Below are 18,065 nucleotides of genomic sequence, written 5' to 3'. Positions count from 1 at the left end.
CTAGGTGATTTTTTTATGCCTTTTTAATTTTATTAATTATAAGACTTCTAAAATATCATTTTTTCTATATAATTGTAAATATATTACAAAGAGGTATTTAATTGCAAAAATTCATATATCATATTCGTAATTATTGAGTCAACTTTTGAAGCACAAAAGATCTAACTAAAAAGATAATTTTCACTTTATTAATGCTAATTTTATATGTAATGGGAACAACTATTACAGCTCCATTTATTAAAGTTGCAAATTCTGAATCAATAGGTTCGAATTCATTTTTAAATACGTTAAACCTAATAGGTGGAGGTGGACTTCGCCAATTTTCACTTTTCGCTTTAGGTATTAGTCCTTTCATTAATGCTTCTTTAATTATGATGATTTTGCAATCAAGGATTTTTCCACCTCTTTATAAAATGTCGCAAAGTGGACCACAAGGCAGAAGAAAACTAAATGTTTTAACTCGTTTATTAACTTTAGTTATTGCTTATCCACAAGCTATATTTTTAGTCAAATCATTAACCACAGGTAACAATGCCTTTATTAGAATAGTTGATTCTGCATATGGTATTTCGCAAACTACATTAGTTTATTTTGTTATTCCTATGGTTTTAACAGCAGCTTCATTATTTGCTTTATTTATTTCAGAGCAAATAACAAATAAAGGAGTAGGTAACGGAACTAGTTTGATTATTTTTACAGGTATTGCAGCTAGATTACCGTTTCAATTTAGACAGGCTTTTGCACACTATGTAGGTAGTGATTTTGACCAAATTTCAGCAAGTTTAGTAGGCATTGTTAACTTCTTTACTTACATTGTTGTTTATTTACTTATATTATTAATTATTGCTATTGTTTATGCTGCTGAAAGACATATACCAATACAACAAATTGGAGCAGGTAGATCAAAAAGCATTAAAGAAATGGGATTTTTACCAATTAAATTAAATCCTGGTGGAATTATGCCTATCATTTTTGCGATGATGGTGCTTTCATTCCCTACAATGATTGTGAACCTATTGCCAGACGAAAATGCGTCAAAACAATGAATTAATCACAATTTACAATTTACACAACCCATTGGGTTTTCATTATTATTAGTTATCATTTTTGCTTTCTCACTTGTTATGGGGATTCAACAATCAAAAGTCGACAAAATAGCTGAAGACTTTGCTAAAAATTCAACTTTTATACCTGGAGTAAGACCAGGAGAAGAAACACAAGATTATCTAATAGCTATTGTTTTTAGATTAAGTGTTTTCTCATCTGTATTTCTTCTAATTTTAGGAAGCATGCAATTTATTGAAATTATGGCAGGAATTTTACCATCAGCTATTTCATTCGGTGGAACAGGGTTGATGATTTTAGTAAGTGTAGCTATTGAAACAGTAAGCCAATTAAAAGCAAGAATTAAATCAAACCGTCTTGCAAAGGCAAAAAGAGAATCAAATAAAAACATCGAAAGCAATGAAGTAACAAGCGTTGAAGGATTATTATGATAAAACAAATTAATAAAAATGTTTTATTAATGGGACAACCTGGTGCTGGAAAAGGTACAGTGGCAGGTGTATTAACACAAAAAAGTAATTTATTACATTTATCAACAGGCAATATTTTCAGACAAGAAATTTCAAACCAAACTGAATTAGGTTTAAAAGTAAAAGATATTGTGACATCAGGCGGATATGTCCCTGATGAAATTACTAATCAAATTGTTAAAAATGCAATTACTAAATTAAAAGATAATGGTGAGTACTTTATTCTTGATGGTTTCCCAAGAACAAGCGATCAAGCTAAATTTTTAAGTAGCTTACCAGGTTTTGATTTTGTTGTTTTTGAATTAGTTGTTTCAAAAGAAATTATTTTAGAAAGACTTAATGGACGTAGATTGTGTCCAACATGTTCTGCAGGATATCATATAAAATATCAACCTCCAAAAGTTGATGGTCTATGTGATAAGGATAGTAGTGTTTTAATTCAAAGAGCAGATGATGCAGAAGATAAAATCATCGAACGTTTAAAAGTTTATGATGAAAAAACATTACCACTTTTAAACTTTTATCAATCAAATGGTGAATTAATTCAAATAGATGCTTCTTTAAAACCTGAAGAAGTAGCAGATAAAATATTAGAAATTCTTGAAAAAAATAGTAAAATTTAAAGGCTTTTTAAAAGAATGTTAAGAGAGGTAATTTTGTCAAGAAAATATGTCAAAACACAACAACAAATTGACAAGATTACTAAATCATGTCAAATCTTGGCAGAAGTCAAGCAAATTGTTTGAGACTTTGTAAGACCAGGTGTTTCTTTAAAAGATATAGATCAATTGGCTTTTGAAGAAATAATGAAGCATGGGGCTAAGCCTGCATTTAAAGGTTTATATGGCTTCCCTGCGACAGCTTGCATATCTGTTAATGAGCAATTGATCCATGGTATACCAAGTAATTACATCGTTCAAGATGGTGATTTAGTAAGTGTCGACTTAGGTTGCATTTATGAAGGTTACTATAGCGACAGTGCGTTCACAAAACCTGTTGGTAATGTTTCACCAACAGACTTAAAACTAATTGAAGTGGCTAAAGGTGCGTTTAATGCCGGACTAAAAGCTATTAAAAAAGGTGCACGCATTGGAGATATTTCATATGCAATTGGTCAATATATCAAGAAAAACAATCTATTCACACCTTCAGAATTTTCTGGTCATGGAATTGGAGCAAGTCTTCATGAAGATCCTTATGTACCAAATAATGGACATAAGAATTCTGGGCCGTTGTTGTTAGATGGAATGGTTATTTGTATTGAACCAATGATTACACAATCAAAAGGAATTAGAATCCTTAAAGATGGTTGAACTGTAGTAAGTACAGATAACAAAAAAACAGCCCATTATGAACACACAGTGTTAATCAAAGACGGAAAAGGGATTGTTTTAACGAAAGGAATTTAATTGGCTAAAGATGCGATTAAGTTAGTAGGAGTCGTAAAAGAAGCTTTTTCAACAGATTCATATTCAGTTGAATTAGAAAACGGTGTCCTAATTAAAGCTCATATTTCTGGAAAAATGCGTGTAAATCATATCCGTATTTTACCAGGCGATAGTGTTGATGTAGAAGTAAGCCCATACGACTTGACTCAAGGGCGTATTACTTACAGACACAAATAATTTAAGGAGTAAACATGAAAGTAAGAGCAAGTGTTAAAAAAATGTGTAAAGACTGCAAAATTATTAAACGTCAAGGAATCATCCGTGTTATTTGTTTACAACCTAAACATAAACAAAGACAAGGTTAATTAAAATTAAATTAAGTAAGAGAGGAATTAAAATATGGCTAGAATTTTAAACGTCGAAATTCCTAACAATAAACGTGTTGTTATTTCATTAACATACATTTATGGTATTGGAAATTCATTAGCTAGAGAAATCTGTGCTACAGCTAAAATAGACGAATCAAAACGTGTACACGACTTAAGCGAAGAAGAATTACAAAGAATTCGTGAAGCTGCTAAAGAATACATGACAGAAGGTGACTTAAGAAGAGACACTGCACAAAACATTAAACGTTTAATGGAAATTAAATGTTACCGTGGAATGAGACACCGTAAAGGATTACCAGTACGTGGACAAAGCACTAAGAAAAATGCTCGTACACGTAAAGGTCCTAGAAAAACTGTTGCAGGAAAGAAAGGTAAATAATAATGGCTCGTAAATCAAAGAAAAAGAATATTACTAGCGGAGTTGCTCACATTCACTCAACAAACCAAAACACTATTGTTACCTTTGCTGATGAACAAGGAAATGTTATTGCTTGATCATCATCAGGTGCAATTGGTTACAAAGGTACAAAGAAAAAAACTCCATATGCTGCAGGTTTAGCAGCAGCAGCTGCTTCTGAAGCTGCTAAAGAACATGGAATGAAAACAGTTAAAGTTGAATTAAAAGGACTTGGAGCAGGTAAAGATGCTGCAAGAAAACAAATTGAAGTTTCAGGAATTACAGTTACTGAAATTAGAGACGTAACACCAATGGCTCACAATGGAACAAGACCTCCAAAACGTATCTTAAAACGTGAACGTGCTAAAAAATAATTTAATTAATAATCGGAAGTAGGCGAAATGGAAAGAATGAAAAAACTGGTATATTACGAAAAACCAGAATGAAAAGATAGTAATGACAACGTAACTACTTTATCACTTAAAGGACTAGAAAGAGGGTTTGGAAACACTGTTGCAGTTGCATTAAGACGTGTATTAATTTCAAGTATTACATCACTAGCTCCATTCTGTGTAAAGATTGAAGGTGCAGACCACGAATATCAATCTTTAAAAGGCGTTACTGAAGATGTTACTAAATTAATTTTAAACCTAAGAAAAGTTAAATTCTCATATGACCCTAGTTATGTAGGTGATGATGATATCGTAAAAGCTGTTTTAGATACTCGTGATCTAATTACAGAATATGAAAAACCAGATTCTGAACGTGATGGTGTTGTTACTTCTAAATTAATTAGAATTGAAAACAATCCTTCAGTAAAAGTTATTAATACAGATGTTGAAATTGCTACAATTACAGAACCTGGTGATTTAAGAATTGAAATATTCTTAAAACCTGGTCGTGGATTTAAAACATTTGAAGAAAATAAAGAATTAGTTGCAAAATCTAAATCATTATTATGATCAGATATCAAAAAAGGTGAATATATCGCTGTTGATTCAGACTTTTCACCAATTAAGAAAGTTGCATATGAAGTTTCTGAAATGCATTCATCTTCATCAAATAACAAATTTGAAGAAGAATTATCATTCAGAATTGAAACAAATGGTACAGTTAGCGCTAAAAATGCCGTTTCACAAGCTTCAGAAATTTTAATTGGAATTTTCAAAGTTGTTGGAAATGTTGATGAAATGAAAGTTGATATTTTTGAAGAAGAAAAAGTTCAAGAAGAACAAAAACCAGATGATGACAAAACATTAGAAGAATTAAATTTATCAGTACGTTCAACTAATGTTCTAAAAAAATTAGGTGCAACAAGATTATCTTTAATTTCTCAACTAAAACTTTCTGATTTAGAACAAACTAAAAACTTAGGTAAAAAATCAATCCAAGAAATCGAAGAAAAATTAAGAGAATACGGTTATCAATTAAAACAAGGAGATGAATAATATGGCTAATCCAACACAAATTTATTCACGTGATACAAAATGAAGAACTGGTGTAATGCGTTCATTAGCAAGTGAACTATTTGCTAACGGAAGAATTCAAACAACTTTAACAAGAGCAAAAGAACTAAGAAGACACGCTGAAAGAATGATTCAAAAAGCTAAAAACCCAACATTAGCTAACAGACGTGCAGTTGCAGGTTTTGTAAGACCTATGACAACTAAAGACGGACAAACAGTTTTAAAACATTTATTCGATTCAATCGCACCAAAATACAAAGATAGAAATGGTGGATACACAAGAATTATTAAGTTACCTCGTCGTCAAGGTGACAGCACACGTATGGTTATTATTGAATTAGTTTAATCCTACAATTTTAATTGAGCTTTACATATTACTTAAAATCATTAAATCATTTAAAACACCCGTATGGGTGTTTTTTTATATCTCTTTTTAGCCAGATTTATATTTAACTAATTAAAAAAAGGTATAATTTAAATAAACTTTATTAACCTAATAAAAAACTTTTTAATTAACATTTAAGGAGCATATATGAACCAAAAAGTTTTAGTTATCAATGCCGGAAGTAGTTCGATTAAGTTAAGTCTATTTAACAAATCAAATCTAGAACTACTAGCTAGTGGTATTGCTGAAAGAATTACCTTACCTTCAGGTAATTTATCAATTAAATTTAATGATGAAAAATTTGAAAAAGAAGTTGCAATGCCAACTCATGAAGTTGCTGTTGAAGAAATTTATAAACTAATGCAAGAAATTAATTTAGTAGCTAATCCAGATGAAATAGAATACATTGGATTTCGTGTAGTACAAGGTGGTAAATACTTTTCATCAACTACAAAAATTCAACAAGCTGAAATTGACAAAATTCAAGAAGTTGCAATTTATGCACCACTTCACAACCCAGGTGCTGTTCAAGCAATGTTAGGATTTAAAAAAGTATTTCCAAATGCATTATTATCAGCCGATTTCGATACAGCATTCCATACAACAATTAACAAAGTCAACAGTACTTATGCAATTCCTAAAGACTTAACAGAGAAATACAACATTAAACGTTATGGTGCGCACGGAATTAGTCATCAATTTATTACAGAACAACTTGCTGAAATTTTAAATCAAGATAAAGTGACTTTTGTTAACTTACACTTAGGTAATGGTGGGAGTTTATGTGCTGTAAAAGATTCTAAGTCATTTGATACATCAATGGGACTTACACCACTAGCAGGTATTATGATGGGTACACGTAGCGGAGATATTGACCCTTCTATTCACCAGTTTATCAAAACTCAAGCTAATTTAGACATTGATGAATTTACAAACATTTTAAACAAACAAAGCGGATTAATGGGCGTTTCAGGTGTGTCAAGTGATATGCGTGATATTTCAGCGGCATCTAAATCAGGTAATGCTGATGCTGAATTTGCACTAGATTTATTTGCACAAAGAGTAGCAGACTATACAGCAATGTATGCAAATAAAATAGGGGCAAAATTAGACGCTATTGTATTCACTGCTGGTATTGGTGAAAACGATGCTGCAATTCGTCAAAGAATTGTTGATAAACTATTTTTCAAAAACATTAAATTAGATTACACAGCAAACTTTGAAACTAAAATTGGACAATATCAATTAATTTCTTCACCAGATTCAGAAGTAAAAGTATACGTAATAAGAACTAATGAAGAATTAGTTATAGCACGTAATGCTTTAAAAATCTACAGCGCTTAAAATGTTTAAATTTATTAAATCAGCTTCATCTAAGGAAAATTGATATCAACACCCTTATTATGAAGTAGCTTTCTGAGGTCGTTCAAACGTCGGAAAAAGTTCATTAATAAATGCCATTGTTTCAAATAATAAATTAGCCAGAGTTTCAAAAACTCCTGGTCGAACACAATTATTAAACTTTTTTCAAAATAATCATGGAGCAGTCTTAGTTGACTTGCCTGGTTATGGATATGCTAAACTTTCACAAACTCAAAAACAACAAATGTTGTTAATGATTGAAGAGTATATTCAACAAAGAACAAACCTTAAAAATATTTACTTATTAATTGATTCTCGAATTGGTATTTCTAATACTGATTTACCGATTTTAAATTTCTTAAATAACAATAATATAGACTTTAAAATAGTTTTTACAAAGGTTGATAAATTAAACCAAAGTCAAAAAAGCAAACTTATAAAACAGATTAAAAAAGATGCAAGTACTTTTGGTTTTTCAAAGTATTTCATTGTTTCATCAGAAACAAAATTTGGAATAAATGAACTAATGCATGATTTAGACTCAACTTTATCAGGAGAAGATGATGAAAACTAAAATTTTATCTTTCTTAAAACAATGAGGCTTTTACTTAACTTGTTCAGTTATAGGTGTTGCTTCAATAATTACAATCGGAATTGCTTCAGCTCAAATTGCTAATGAAAAAAATATGCCAACAGAAAAACAACAAATTGAAACCATGAAATTATTTGCATCCAATAATGCTAATGTTTCTCAACATTATGCAAGTTTTTATGCTTCAGCACCTGTTGATAGTCAAATTACAAACAAATACTTTAATTCAGCAGCTTGAGCAAGTGCTTTAACTTACCTTAAGCAACCTACGCAAAGTGAGTTTAATGAAACTAAATTATTTGTTTTACAAAATCCAAAAACAGCAGTTTTAAGCCAATCTTATACAAATAACTACACAATTTCGTATACATCTTATGCCAATGATTTAGAAGGAGTTTTATATTTAAAAGCAACTTTCACACCTAAAAACTCAAGTGAAACAAACAAACCGTTTGATGTAATTTATACACTAGATGGTTTTAAAAAACTAGATGTTAATACTTCTAACCGCTTAACAAACAGCTTATTAGCAACTCCAGAGGCATTAAATCAAACACAAATGAAAGAAAAGTATTCTTCATTTGAAAACTTCAAACAAAGTTATATGGCAATTCCTGCAAGTGATAAAGCAAAACAAATTGAGTTTATTAAATCAAATTTCCCAATTAATACATTAAATTCTACAGCAGTATTAAATTATGATTCATTTAACGAATTAACATTTACAGAAAACAGAGTAACTTTAACTTTAAAATATGATATTAAAGTTGCAAATGCTTCAAAAGATAACTTAGAAGCAGTAAAAACAGTACCTACAAATCAAGAATTTACTAACACTTATGATTTATCATTTTTAAATACAACAGCTAGTTAAACAAAATAACAAAAAAATTAAAAAATGATAAAATTAAATTATTATTTAAAACCCACAGGAGTATTTATGAAAATTACTGATAAAAGAACTAAATTAGTAGCTACAATTGGTCCTTCAAGTGATAATTATGAAACATTATTATCATTAGCATCAAATGGTATGACAGCCGTAAGAGCAAACTTCAGCCACGGTTCACATGAAGAACAATTAAACAAATTTAAATTAGCTAAAAAAGTTTCTTTAGACCTAAGAGTTCCACTGTCAATTATGTTAGACACAAAAGGTCCTGAAATCCGTATTGGAAAAATGAAAGATGGTGCTCAAGTAGTTGAAGCAGGTTCAGAAGTTTTAATTCACACAACAGCTGATAAATATGCTTCATTAGAAGGTACATCAACAGAAATTTCAGTTGCATATGACATGGCATTAGACTTAAAACCAGGAAATCAAGTTTTAATCGATGATGGAAAATTATCAACAGTTGTAACAGAAGTTGGTTCAGGATACGTTAAAGTTAAAGCGGAAAACACACACAAATTAAAAACAAACAAACGTGTTAACTTACCTGGTGTAGACTTCTCATTACCATTCTTAGCTGAAAAAGACATCAATGACGTTAAATTCGGAATTCAAAGTGGAATTAATTATGTTGCTGCTTCATTCGTTAACTCAGCAAGAAACGTTAAAGAATTAAGAAAATTATTAGATGAAAACGGTGGATCACACGTTCAAATTATTTCAAAAATTGAATCACACTTAGGATGTGTAAACATTGATGAAATTATTGAAGCATCAGACGGAATTATGGTTGCTCGTGGAGATTTAGGACTAGAAATTCCTTACTACGACGTTCCTTACTATGAAAAATTAATGATCAAAAAATGTCGTGAAGCAGGTAAACCAGTTATTGTTGCTACACAAATGCTTGACTCAATGGAAAATTCACCACACCCAACACGTGCAGAAGTAACAGACGTTTACTACGCAGTGGAATTAGGAGCTGATTCAACAATGTTATCAGGTGAAAGTGCAAACGGAAACTTCCCATTAGAATCAGTTAAAACAATGGCTACAATTGCTAAAAGAGCTGAAAAAGAATTTTATTCAGAAAGTTTATACAACGCTGAACTAGCTAAAGTTTGAGCAAACTCAGACCAAACAAGCAAACGTTCACAATTCGCTTACAAAATTGCTGAAACAGCTAAATCAGGCGACTACAAATTCGTAGTAGTTCTATCAAGAACAGGTGCTTTATTAAAAGAAGTTGCTAAATTCAGACCAAACTCAACAATCGTTGGTATTGTTGAAAATCCATTATTAATCAATGCATTCGGTGTATATTCATCAGTATGAGTATCAGTAGATTCAGAAGCTTTATTTGGATTAGTTAAATCAGATCACGCTAACGCTCAAACAGCATTAGAACCATATGGAATCCAAAAAGGCGACAAATACTTAGTTGTTGAAAACGACCAAATTACAGAACACACAGTTCAATAATCATTTAACTTAAAAATCCAGCATGCCTGGATTTTTATTTTGCATTAAAATTGTAAATATCAATGTATAATTAAAATTAATTAAATCCTTATTAAAATTCATATAATAATAAACCATAGGAGAATGCATGAATAATGTAAATATTTTTGCACTTGGTGGTCAAGATGAAAACGGTAAGAATTGTTATGTTTTTGAACATAATGATAATATTTTCGTCATAAACTCAGGTGCTAAAGTTCCGATCGATAACAACAATGGAGTAGACACTTTAATCCCAGATTTTAGTTATTTAGAAAAAAATGCTAAAAAAATTAAGGCAATTTTTATAACAGATATTAAAAACGAAACTTTCAGTGCAATTCCTTGATTAGTTATGAAACTACCTAACGTTAAAATTTATACTACTGCATTTAATAGAGTCATGATTTTAGACCGTTTAGGTAAATACAATATCAATTCAGCTAATATTAAAGTAATTTCAGCCAAGGATAACTTAAAATTTAATGATTTAAACATTAAATTTTTACCATTAACAGGCTCAATCCCTGGCAATTTTGGTATTGATTTCACAATTGATAATCACAGCTACTTTTTTGCTTTTAACTTCGTAGAAGGTGATTTAGGAATTTATGGAAAAACTAACTTCGATCAGCTAGCTTCATACTTTAAAGGCCGTAAATTATCAGCTTTAATTTCAGATGCTGGAAAAAGCCACAGAGAAGGAAGAGCTATTGATAATTTCCACTTTGAAGATACCTTAGAGCAAGCCTTTTTAGAAACTTCACAAGACAACAGAATTATAGTCGGTGCTTATGATGAGGAAATGGTATCAATTCAAAAAGTCCTAGATTTAGCGATAAAACACAATCGTCCTGTAGCTGCTTATGGAAAAACTTATGCTGATTTACTTTTACTGTTAAGTAAAGTATCAAAAAACACTAAATTTCCTGATTTTATAGACTTAAAACAAATTAATAAGACTAAAAATGCAGTTGTATTGGTAACTGCATCGACAGAACGTTTGTATGCACGTTTTACCCGTATTTTAGACAATAAAGATATATATTTAAAAATTCAAAAGACAGATACTTTTATTTTAATGGCACCGCCAGTAAATGGTTTAGAATCTCAATGCTCGTTCGTGTTAGATGAGGTGACAAGAATTACACCAAAGTTATTTGACATTAGTGATTCAAAATATTTCTACGTTAGACCAACTAGAGATGATTTAACACGGTTAATCCAAAAATTAAAACCGGATGTATTTATTCCTACACAAGGTCTATATCGTTATTTAGTAGATGCCTGTGAACACGTAACAAATACACTACAAAAACAACTTAACACCAAGATGTTGGTTTTATTAAATGGTAAAATCGGCCACTTTATTGACAACAAATTATTTAGTCACAACGGTAAGGTTAAAGAAGTCGGAAATACTATTATTGACGGTTTTGGTATTGGGGATATTTCTTCAGAAGTTATTGCCGAAAGAGAAGCTCTAGGTCGTGAAGGTGTAATAATTATCAATGGGGTTTATTCGCCTAAAACTAAAAAAATAATTGGACAATTACACATTACTTATTTAGGTGTTATTGACAAACCAGAACAACCAGAAACCAATAAACTAATCAAAACAGTAATATTAGACGTTTTAAAAACAAAAGGCTTCCCTAATATGCGCGAATTAAATGAACGCGTTAGAAAAACAATTAGAAAGAAAATATTTAAAGTTACTGACAAAGACCCGTTAATAGCCTTAACATTAATTTCTAACATATAATTACAAAAGTTGCATTTTTGGCTTATTTTTATAGCAAAAATGCAACTTTTTATATAATTTAATTATTAAGGAGTAATATGTTTGAACAAAAAAGTTGAGCTGAAGCTCAAGAAATTATCGAAAATAACCCAAACGATCAATTGTTATTTTTAAACTTTACAACAACATGATGTGGTGATTGCAAAATGATGAAACCAATCGTTGATGTGGTTGCTAAAAATTTCGAAAATAATTCCAAAATTAGATTTATTAATGTAGATGCTGAACAAGCACAATTATTCAGAAACCCAGATTCAAAATGAAAAGTGTTAAGAGTGCCAACAATGATCCTGCTTGAAGGTGATGAAATAGTAGAAAGAGGATATGAATATATTCCAACACAAATCCTTCAAACATGAATAGAAAAACGGCTAAATTAGTGGTCTGATACACAAACAGCAGTTGTTAAATAAAAAAATGGAACTAATTGTTTCCATTTTTTTAAATTTGCTTTATAATAAATAAGCAAATACAGATATAGCGATGACCTTTGAAGGTTGTTAATTCGCCATAAGTTGTTGAGGACGAATTAAGTTTTTCATAGCGAGCTATGTTCAATCAAGAACAAAGGAGACAACATGAACAATCTAAACGTTAAAGTTAAAGGTTTTGACCATGCTTTAGTTGATGATGCTGCTAAAAAAGTTTACTTATTAGCAAAAGACACAAATTCAGCTAAAGTAAGCGGACCAGTTCCTTTACCAACAAAAAGAGTTGAAGTTACTATCTTACGTTCAGTTCACGTTAACAAAAAAAGCCGTGAACAGTTCGAAAGTAGAACACACCAAAGACTAGTTAAAGTTGAAGGTGCATCTAAAGAATTTGTTGAAAAACTTTCAAGACTAGAATTACCAGCTGGTGTTTCAGTAGAAGTTAAAAACAAATAATTTAAAATCAATTCAAAATTAATCAAGGAGAAAATATGAAAGGAATCTTAGGACGTAAAGTTGGTATGACTCAAATTTTTACAGAAGCAGGATCAAGCATTCCAGTTACTGTAATAGAAGTACAACCAAATGTTGTATCAAAAGTTTTAACAGATGATAAAAACGGTTATGTTGCAACACAACTTGCAGTTTTTGATAAAAAAGCTAACCGTTCAACAAAACCTGAAACAGGTCACTTTGCTAAAGCTAATACAACACCTAAGCGCTTCGTTAAAGAAGTTCGTGAAATGTCAGGATACGAACTTGGAAGTGAAATTAAAGCTGACATTTTTAAAGTAGGTGAACTTGTAGACGTTACAGGTACATCAAAAGGTAAAGGATTTGCTGGAACAATTAAAAGACACAACCAACACATTGGGCCTAAATCACACGGTGGTGGTGGTGGATCACAACCAGTAAGACAAACAGGATCACTTGGAGATATCTCAGGAAACAGAGTTTTCAAAGGGATGACAATGCCTGGACACTTAGGACACGTTAAAACAACTGTTCAAAACTTAGAAATTGTTAAAGTAGATGTTGAAAACAACTACATCTTAATCAAAGGTTCAATTCCAGGACCTAAAAAATCATTCGTAGTAGTAAAAGAAGCAGTTAAAGGTTTACCAAACCGTGAAGGTGTTAAATTAGTTGATGTTCAAGAAGTTATGCTAATGAATGAATTAGTTGAAAAAGCTAAAAAATTACACATCGAAGTTACTGTTGGAATGCACTCTTCAGAACTTGCAGAATTAATTAAAGCAGCTGAAGAAAATGAAAAAGGAGATAAATAATGGCTGAAACAAAGAAAAAAGTTACAACTGTTAAAAAAGCAGCTCCTAAATCAGTAAAAGTTGCAGTTCAAAGCGATAAAAAAGTAGTTAAAAAAGCTTACAAAGCTGAATTACCTGCTTCATTATTCAACAGTGAAAAAATTTATGAACAAGCTATTTTCGACTCAATTATTTCAGAAAGAGCTTCAAGAAGACAAGGTACACACCAAGTTAAAAACCGTGCTGCTGTAAGTGGAAGTGGTAAAAAACCATGAAGACAAAAAGGAACAGGACGCGCAAGAGCAAGTTCATTACGTTCACCAATCTTCGTAGGTGGTGGTAGAGCATTCGGACCACAATCAAACAAAAACTACTCACTTAAAGTTAACAAAAAAGCTAAACTTGCTGCTTTCGTGTCAGGTTTAACATTATTAGCTAGAGATAATGCTGTTATTGTTGATAACTTAGAATTATCAAAAATTTCTACAAAAGAACTTTTAGCAAAATTAACACAATTAAGCGTTAACACATTAAAACATGTATTAATCGTTACAGAAAACGAAGTTGTATATAAATCAGCTGCTAACTTAAGCAATGTATTCACAACAAGAGCTGCTTCATTAACAGTTGAAAGCATTATTGGTGCAGACGTTATGATCGTTTCAAATGAAAGTCTTAAACTTCTAGAAGGGAAAGTAAAATAATGGAATTAACAAGAGTTATTAAAGCTCCGGTTTTAACAGAAAAATCAGAACTTCAAAGAATGAGAAATGTATTTACATTTAAAGTAGATTTTCACGCAAACAAATTCCAAATTGCTAATGCAGTAGAAACAATTTTTGGTGTTAAAGTTGAAAAAGTTAACACAATTAAAGTAGATAAAAAAGCTAAAAATGTTGGACGTTTCCACGGATTCACAAACCGTTACAAAAAAGCAATGGTTACAGTTAAAGAAGGTTCAAACTTAAACTTCTTACCTGGTGAAGAACAAGAAAAAGCTGTTTTAGCAGAAACACAAGCTAAAGCAGAAGAAGCTAAAAAAGCAAAAGCTGCTAAATCAGCAGAAGTTGAAAAGAAAGCTGCTGCTAAATTAGCTGCTAAAAAAACAAGTGCTACAAAAGCTACAAAAACAACAGTTAAGAAAACTACTACAAAACGTAAAGTTGGTGGAGAATAATCATACTCCGATGAACTTTATGTTCAACTAAATAAACAATTTTAAATATAAATATATGCGGCTTAGTTATGCTTAAAAGAAATCCGCAACTATTTTTAAGCAAAGGAGACACAAATGGCTATTAAACATCATAAGCCAACCACAAATGGTCGTAGAAACATGTCTTCTCTAGATTTTCGTCAAAACTTATCAGGACATGCTCCTGAAAAAGCATTACTTGTGAATTTAAAAAATCACGCTGGTAGAAATAACCAAGGTAAGATTACAGTTAGACATCACGGAGGACGTGTTAAAAGATTCTACAGACTTGTGGACTTTAAACGTAATAAAGATAACATCCCAGCTATCGTTAAAACAATTGAATATGATCCAAACAGATCAGCAAACATTTGTTTATTAGCATATGCTGATGGAGAAAAAAGATACATTTTAGCACCTAAAGGAATTAAATTAGGTCAAAAAGTTGTATCAGGAATGGATGCAGATATTATTGTTGGTAACGCTTTACCATTATCACAAATTCCTGAAGGGGTATTTGTTCACAATATTGAAATGCAACCAGGTGGTGGTGGAATTATTGCACGTAGTGCAGGTACATCAGCACAAATCTTAGGAAAAGATGATGACGGAAAATACGTTGTTTTAAGACTAAAATCAGGTGAAACACGTCGTATTTTAGCACGTTGTCGTGCAACAATTGGTGTTGTAGGAAACGAAGAACACTTACTTGTTAATGTTGGAAAAGCTGGAATTAACAGACACAAAGGTATTAGACCTACAGTGCGTGGTTCAGTTATGAACCCTGTAGACCACCCACATGGTGGAGGGGAAGGAAAACAACCAGTTGGTCGTAAAGCTCCTCTTACTCCATGAGGTAAAAAAGCTCTTGGTGTTAAAACAAGAAAAACTAAGAAATCTTCAAATAAACTTATTTTAAGAAGAAGAAAGGATTCTAAATAATGGCACGTAGTTTGAAAAAAGGTCCATTTGCTGACGACCATTTACTTAAAAAAGTAGATGCTATCGTTTCAGGAAAAGCACCTAAAAAACCAATTAAAACTTGATCAAGACGTTCAACAATTTTCCCAGATTTCGTTGGATTAACATTCGCAGTACACAACGGTAAACAATTTATCGAAGTGTATGTTACAGATGATATGGTAGGGCACAAATTAGGAGAGTTTTCACCAACAAGAACATTCTCTGGACATGGTGCTGATAAAGGGAAGAAAAAATAATGCAAGCAAAAGCACACGTTAAATTACAAAGAGTAAGTGTTTCAAAAGCTAAATTAGTAGCTAACTTATTCAGAGGGAAAGATGTTGCTGTAGCATTAGGTTTACTACACCACACAGCTAAAAAATCATCACGTATTTTTATCAAGTTAATAGAATCAGCAGTTGCAAACGCTACACACAACCATGGAATGGATGCAACTAAATTATTTGTAAAAGAAGTTTATGTAAACGAAGGTCCAACTTTAAAAAGATTTCAACCAAGAAGCCAAGGTAGAGCTTACTCTATTTTAAAACGTACATCAAACTTATCAGTAGTATTAGAGGAGAGAAAATAATATGGGACAAAAGGTTAATCCTAATGGATTCCGTGTAGGGATCTCTAAGGCTCACAACACAACATGATTTGCTGAAAAAGATTTATTCGGTAAATACTTAGTTGAAGATGCTAAAATCTATAAATTTTTCGATAAGTTAGTACGTCAATACCAAATCGGTCAAGTACAAGTAAAACGTAACTCAAAAAACAAAGTTCAAGTTTTATTACACACAGCTAAACCAGCAGCTATTTTAGGTCAAGAAGGTAAAAACATTCAAGACTTAACAGTTAAAGTTCAAAAATTTGTTAAAAACAAGAATTTAGATCTTAAATTACAAGTTGTTGAATTAAAAAACCCTGATTTAAATGCTAGATTATTAGCAGAAATGATTGCAACAAAATTAGAAAATCGTGAAAGCTTCCGTTCAGCTCAAAAAATCGCTATTAGAAGCGCTATGAGAGCAGGAGCTGCTGGAATTAAAACAGCAGTTAGTGGACGTTTAAACGGAGTTGATATGGCTCGTACCGAAGGGTACAGTGAAGGAGAAATGAAACTTCACACACTAAGACAAAATGTTGATTATGCAACAGCAACAGCTAGAACCACATATGGTGCTATCGGAGTTAAAGTTTGAGTATCATTAGGTGAAATTTTGGAAGGAGATAAAAAATAATGCTTCAACCAAAAAGAACCAAATATAGAAAACCTTTTAAAGTTAAACACGATAAAAGAAAAGCTACAAAAGGAAACACAGTAGCATTTGCTGAATACGGACTACAAGCTACATCATCAGCTTGAGTAACAGCTCGTCAAATTGAATCAGCACGTATCGCTGCAACACGTAGAATGGGTCGTGAAGGACAAGTTATTATTCGTATCTTCCCTCACTTTACAAAAACATCTAAACCAATCGGTGTTCGTATGGGATCAGGAAAAGGTGCTCCAGATGTATGATACGCAGCAACTAAAGTTAACACAGTTATGTTTGAAGTAGGTGGTGTATCTGAAGAAGTGGCACGTGACGCTTTACGTCTAGCAGGACACAAATTACCAGTTACATGAAAAATTATTAAAAGACAAGAAGAAGGAGATAAATAATGCTTTATAAAGATTTAAAAAACAAATCTGTTGAAGAATTAGTTGAATTAGTTCAACAATTAAAAGCAGAATTATTTACTTTAAGATATAAAAATGTAACAGGTGACTTAAAAGAAACACACAAAATTTCAAGCATCAGAAAAGATATCGCCAAAGCTCTTACAGCTTTAAGAGAAAAAGGAGCTAAATAATGGAAAGAAATACAAGAAAAACTTTAGTTGGTACAGTAGTTTCTGCTGGTAAATCAGCTAAAACAATTATCGTTGCAGTTGACACATACAAAAAACACCCATTATACTCAAAACGTTTCAAATCTACAAAAAGATTTGCTGTACACGACGAAAACCAAGTAGCACAATTAAATGACCAAGTTTTAATCATGGAAACAAGACCATTATCAAAAACAAAACGTTTCAGACTTGTTGAAATTAAACAAGTTGCTTCAGAAGGAAGTAAATAATGATTCACGAACTATCTAGAGCACAAGTTGCTGACAACTCAGGTGCAAAAGAAATCGGTGTTATCCGTGTATTAGGTGGGTCAAAGAAAAAAGTTGCTAAAATTGGTGATGTTGTTGTATGTTCAGTTAAAAAAGCACTTCCAAACGGAATGGTAAAAGAAGGTCAAGTTGTTAAAGCGGTAGTAGTTCGTTCAAAATACGGAATTAGCCGTGATAACGGATCATACATTCGTTTTGATGATAACGCAGTTGTAATACTAAAAGAAGATGGTACACCACGTGGAACACGTGTGTTCGGACCAGTTGCTCGTGAAATCCGTGAAAAATACCCAAAAATCGTTTCACTAGCTCCTGAAGTACTATAAT

At 31.6% G+C, this 18,065-nt stretch carries 26 protein-coding genes and 1 pseudogene; all 27 read left to right on the top strand.

Annotation, left to right across the window (positions count from 1 at the left end):
- Positions 1–101: 101 nt before the first annotated feature.
- The 27 genes and pseudogenes from secY to rplN all read left to right on the top strand — a co-directional run bounded on the left by secY (position 102) and on the right by rplN (position 18,064).
- The gene (secY, locus tag FG904_RS02425; RefSeq protein WP_246051796.1) at positions 102–1,499 is read left to right on the top strand and encodes a preprotein translocase subunit SecY; all 1,398 of its coding nucleotides are present in this window, start codon (positions 102–104) and stop codon (positions 1,497–1,499) included.
- Positions 1,493–2,158, top strand: coding sequence for an adenylate kinase family protein (locus FG904_RS02420; RefSeq protein ID WP_139592330.1), 666 nt, complete (start codon positions 1,493–1,495; stop codon positions 2,156–2,158). The genes secY and FG904_RS02420 overlap by 7 nt, the downstream gene beginning before the upstream one ends.
- Before the next feature lie 33 nt (positions 2,159–2,191).
- On the top strand, positions 2,192–2,944 hold the full coding sequence (map, locus tag FG904_RS02415) for a type I methionyl aminopeptidase (protein ID WP_246051795.1): 753 nt from the start codon (positions 2,192–2,194) through the stop codon (positions 2,942–2,944).
- 15 nt (positions 2,945–2,959) lie between these two features.
- Positions 2,960–3,160 carry a translation initiation factor IF-1 gene (gene infA, locus FG904_RS02410; protein WP_476738914.1) on the top strand — a complete coding sequence of 67 codons (201 nt, stop codon included), beginning with the start codon at positions 2,960–2,962 and terminating at the stop codon, positions 3,158–3,160.
- A gap of 14 nt (positions 3,161–3,174) precedes the next feature.
- Entirely contained in the window at positions 3,175–3,288 is a 114-nt protein-coding gene (gene rpmJ / locus FG904_RS02405; protein WP_139592327.1) for a 50S ribosomal protein L36, read from the top strand.
- A 34-nt stretch (positions 3,289–3,322) separates the two neighbouring features.
- The gene (gene rpsM, locus FG904_RS02400; protein WP_139592326.1) at positions 3,323–3,691 is read left to right on the top strand and encodes a 30S ribosomal protein S13; all 369 of its coding nucleotides are present in this window, start codon (positions 3,323–3,325) and stop codon (positions 3,689–3,691) included.
- Positions 3,692–3,693: 2 nt separating this feature from the next.
- Positions 3,694–4,083 (top strand): 30S ribosomal protein S11, encoded by a 390-nt coding sequence (rpsK, locus tag FG904_RS02395; protein WP_139592325.1) that lies wholly within the window; start codon positions 3,694–3,696, stop codon positions 4,081–4,083.
- Between the two features lie 36 nt (positions 4,084–4,119).
- Positions 4,120–5,157: a DNA-directed RNA polymerase subunit alpha gene (locus tag FG904_RS02390; protein WP_338044327.1), complete on the top strand. Its 1,038-nt coding sequence runs from the start codon at positions 4,120–4,122 to the stop codon at positions 5,155–5,157.
- Position 5,158: 1 nt separating this feature from the next.
- Entirely contained in the window at positions 5,159–5,521 is a 363-nt protein-coding gene (gene rplQ / locus FG904_RS02385) for a 50S ribosomal protein L17 (protein WP_139592323.1), read from the top strand.
- 186 nt (positions 5,522–5,707) lie between these two features.
- Positions 5,708–6,904, top strand: coding sequence for an acetate/propionate family kinase (locus tag FG904_RS02380; protein WP_139592322.1), 1,197 nt, complete (start codon positions 5,708–5,710; stop codon positions 6,902–6,904).
- A 1-nt stretch (position 6,905) separates the two neighbouring features.
- Positions 6,906–7,496, top strand: a complete 591-nt coding sequence (gene yihA, locus FG904_RS02375; protein WP_139592321.1) for a ribosome biogenesis GTP-binding protein YihA/YsxC — start codon at positions 6,906–6,908, stop codon at positions 7,494–7,496.
- The gene (locus FG904_RS02370) at positions 7,486–8,388 is read left to right on the top strand and encodes an MAG1430 family protein (protein WP_158290330.1); all 903 of its coding nucleotides are present in this window, start codon (positions 7,486–7,488) and stop codon (positions 8,386–8,388) included. Before yihA ends, FG904_RS02370 begins: the two co-directional genes overlap by 11 nt.
- Positions 8,389–8,454: 66 nt before the next feature.
- Positions 8,455–9,888, top strand: a complete 1,434-nt coding sequence (pyk, locus tag FG904_RS02365; RefSeq protein ID WP_139592319.1) for a pyruvate kinase — start codon at positions 8,455–8,457, stop codon at positions 9,886–9,888.
- A gap of 127 nt (positions 9,889–10,015) precedes the next feature.
- Positions 10,016–11,671, top strand: a complete 1,656-nt coding sequence (locus FG904_RS02360; protein ID WP_139592318.1) for a ribonuclease J — start codon at positions 10,016–10,018, stop codon at positions 11,669–11,671.
- Positions 11,672–11,748: 77 nt separating this feature from the next.
- Positions 11,749–12,090: a thioredoxin family protein gene (locus FG904_RS02355; RefSeq protein ID WP_139592317.1), complete on the top strand. Its 342-nt coding sequence runs from the start codon at positions 11,749–11,751 to the stop codon at positions 12,088–12,090.
- Between the two features lie 198 nt (positions 12,091–12,288).
- The gene (rpsJ, locus tag FG904_RS02350) at positions 12,289–12,597 is read left to right on the top strand and encodes a 30S ribosomal protein S10 (protein ID WP_139592316.1); all 309 of its coding nucleotides are present in this window, start codon (positions 12,289–12,291) and stop codon (positions 12,595–12,597) included.
- Between the two features lie 35 nt (positions 12,598–12,632).
- A pseudogene (rplC, locus tag FG904_RS02345) lies at positions 12,633–13,292 on the top strand (50S ribosomal protein L3); the annotation flags it as partial.
- A 137-nt stretch (positions 13,293–13,429) separates the two neighbouring features.
- The gene (rplD, locus tag FG904_RS02340; protein WP_139592314.1) at positions 13,430–14,113 is read left to right on the top strand and encodes a 50S ribosomal protein L4; all 684 of its coding nucleotides are present in this window, start codon (positions 13,430–13,432) and stop codon (positions 14,111–14,113) included.
- Entirely contained in the window at positions 14,113–14,586 is a 474-nt protein-coding gene (gene rplW / locus FG904_RS02335) for a 50S ribosomal protein L23 (RefSeq protein WP_139592313.1), read from the top strand. The genes rplD and rplW overlap by 1 nt, the downstream gene beginning before the upstream one ends.
- 114 nt (positions 14,587–14,700) lie before the next feature.
- The gene (rplB, locus tag FG904_RS02330; RefSeq protein ID WP_139592312.1) at positions 14,701–15,546 is read left to right on the top strand and encodes a 50S ribosomal protein L2; all 846 of its coding nucleotides are present in this window, start codon (positions 14,701–14,703) and stop codon (positions 15,544–15,546) included.
- Complete coding sequence (rpsS, locus tag FG904_RS02325) at positions 15,546–15,824, top strand: 30S ribosomal protein S19 (RefSeq protein ID WP_139592311.1); 279 nt, start codon at positions 15,546–15,548, stop codon at positions 15,822–15,824. Before rplB ends, rpsS begins: the two co-directional genes overlap by 1 nt.
- A complete protein-coding gene (gene rplV, locus FG904_RS02320) occupies positions 15,824–16,159 on the top strand; it encodes a 50S ribosomal protein L22 (protein WP_139592310.1) in 336 nt (111 codons plus the stop codon). Before rpsS ends, rplV begins: the two co-directional genes overlap by 1 nt.
- Position 16,160: 1 nt before the next feature.
- Complete coding sequence (gene rpsC, locus FG904_RS02315; RefSeq protein ID WP_139592309.1) at positions 16,161–16,814, top strand: 30S ribosomal protein S3; 654 nt, start codon at positions 16,161–16,163, stop codon at positions 16,812–16,814.
- Complete coding sequence (gene rplP / locus FG904_RS02310; RefSeq protein ID WP_139592308.1) at positions 16,814–17,239, top strand: 50S ribosomal protein L16; 426 nt, start codon at positions 16,814–16,816, stop codon at positions 17,237–17,239. The genes rpsC and rplP overlap by 1 nt, the downstream gene beginning before the upstream one ends.
- Positions 17,239–17,430 carry a 50S ribosomal protein L29 gene (gene rpmC, locus FG904_RS02305; protein WP_139592307.1) on the top strand — a complete coding sequence of 64 codons (192 nt, stop codon included), beginning with the start codon at positions 17,239–17,241 and terminating at the stop codon, positions 17,428–17,430. Before rplP ends, rpmC begins: the two co-directional genes overlap by 1 nt.
- Positions 17,430–17,699, top strand: coding sequence for a 30S ribosomal protein S17 (gene rpsQ, locus FG904_RS02300; protein ID WP_139592306.1), 270 nt, complete (start codon positions 17,430–17,432; stop codon positions 17,697–17,699). Before rpmC ends, rpsQ begins: the two co-directional genes overlap by 1 nt.
- The gene (gene rplN / locus FG904_RS02295; RefSeq protein ID WP_139592305.1) at positions 17,699–18,064 is read left to right on the top strand and encodes a 50S ribosomal protein L14; all 366 of its coding nucleotides are present in this window, start codon (positions 17,699–17,701) and stop codon (positions 18,062–18,064) included. Before rpsQ ends, rplN begins: the two co-directional genes overlap by 1 nt.
- The last annotated feature ends 1 nt before the right edge of the window (position 18,065 follow it).

Origin of the sequence: Mycoplasma nasistruthionis (assembly GCF_006228185.1) — a bacterium.
In the GTDB taxonomy this organism is placed as follows: Bacteria; Bacillota_I; Bacilli_A; order Mycoplasmatales; family Metamycoplasmataceae; genus Mycoplasmopsis; species Mycoplasmopsis nasistruthionis.
Note: the sequence above shows the minus strand (reverse complement) of the source record. Positions and strands in the feature narration are given on the sequence as shown.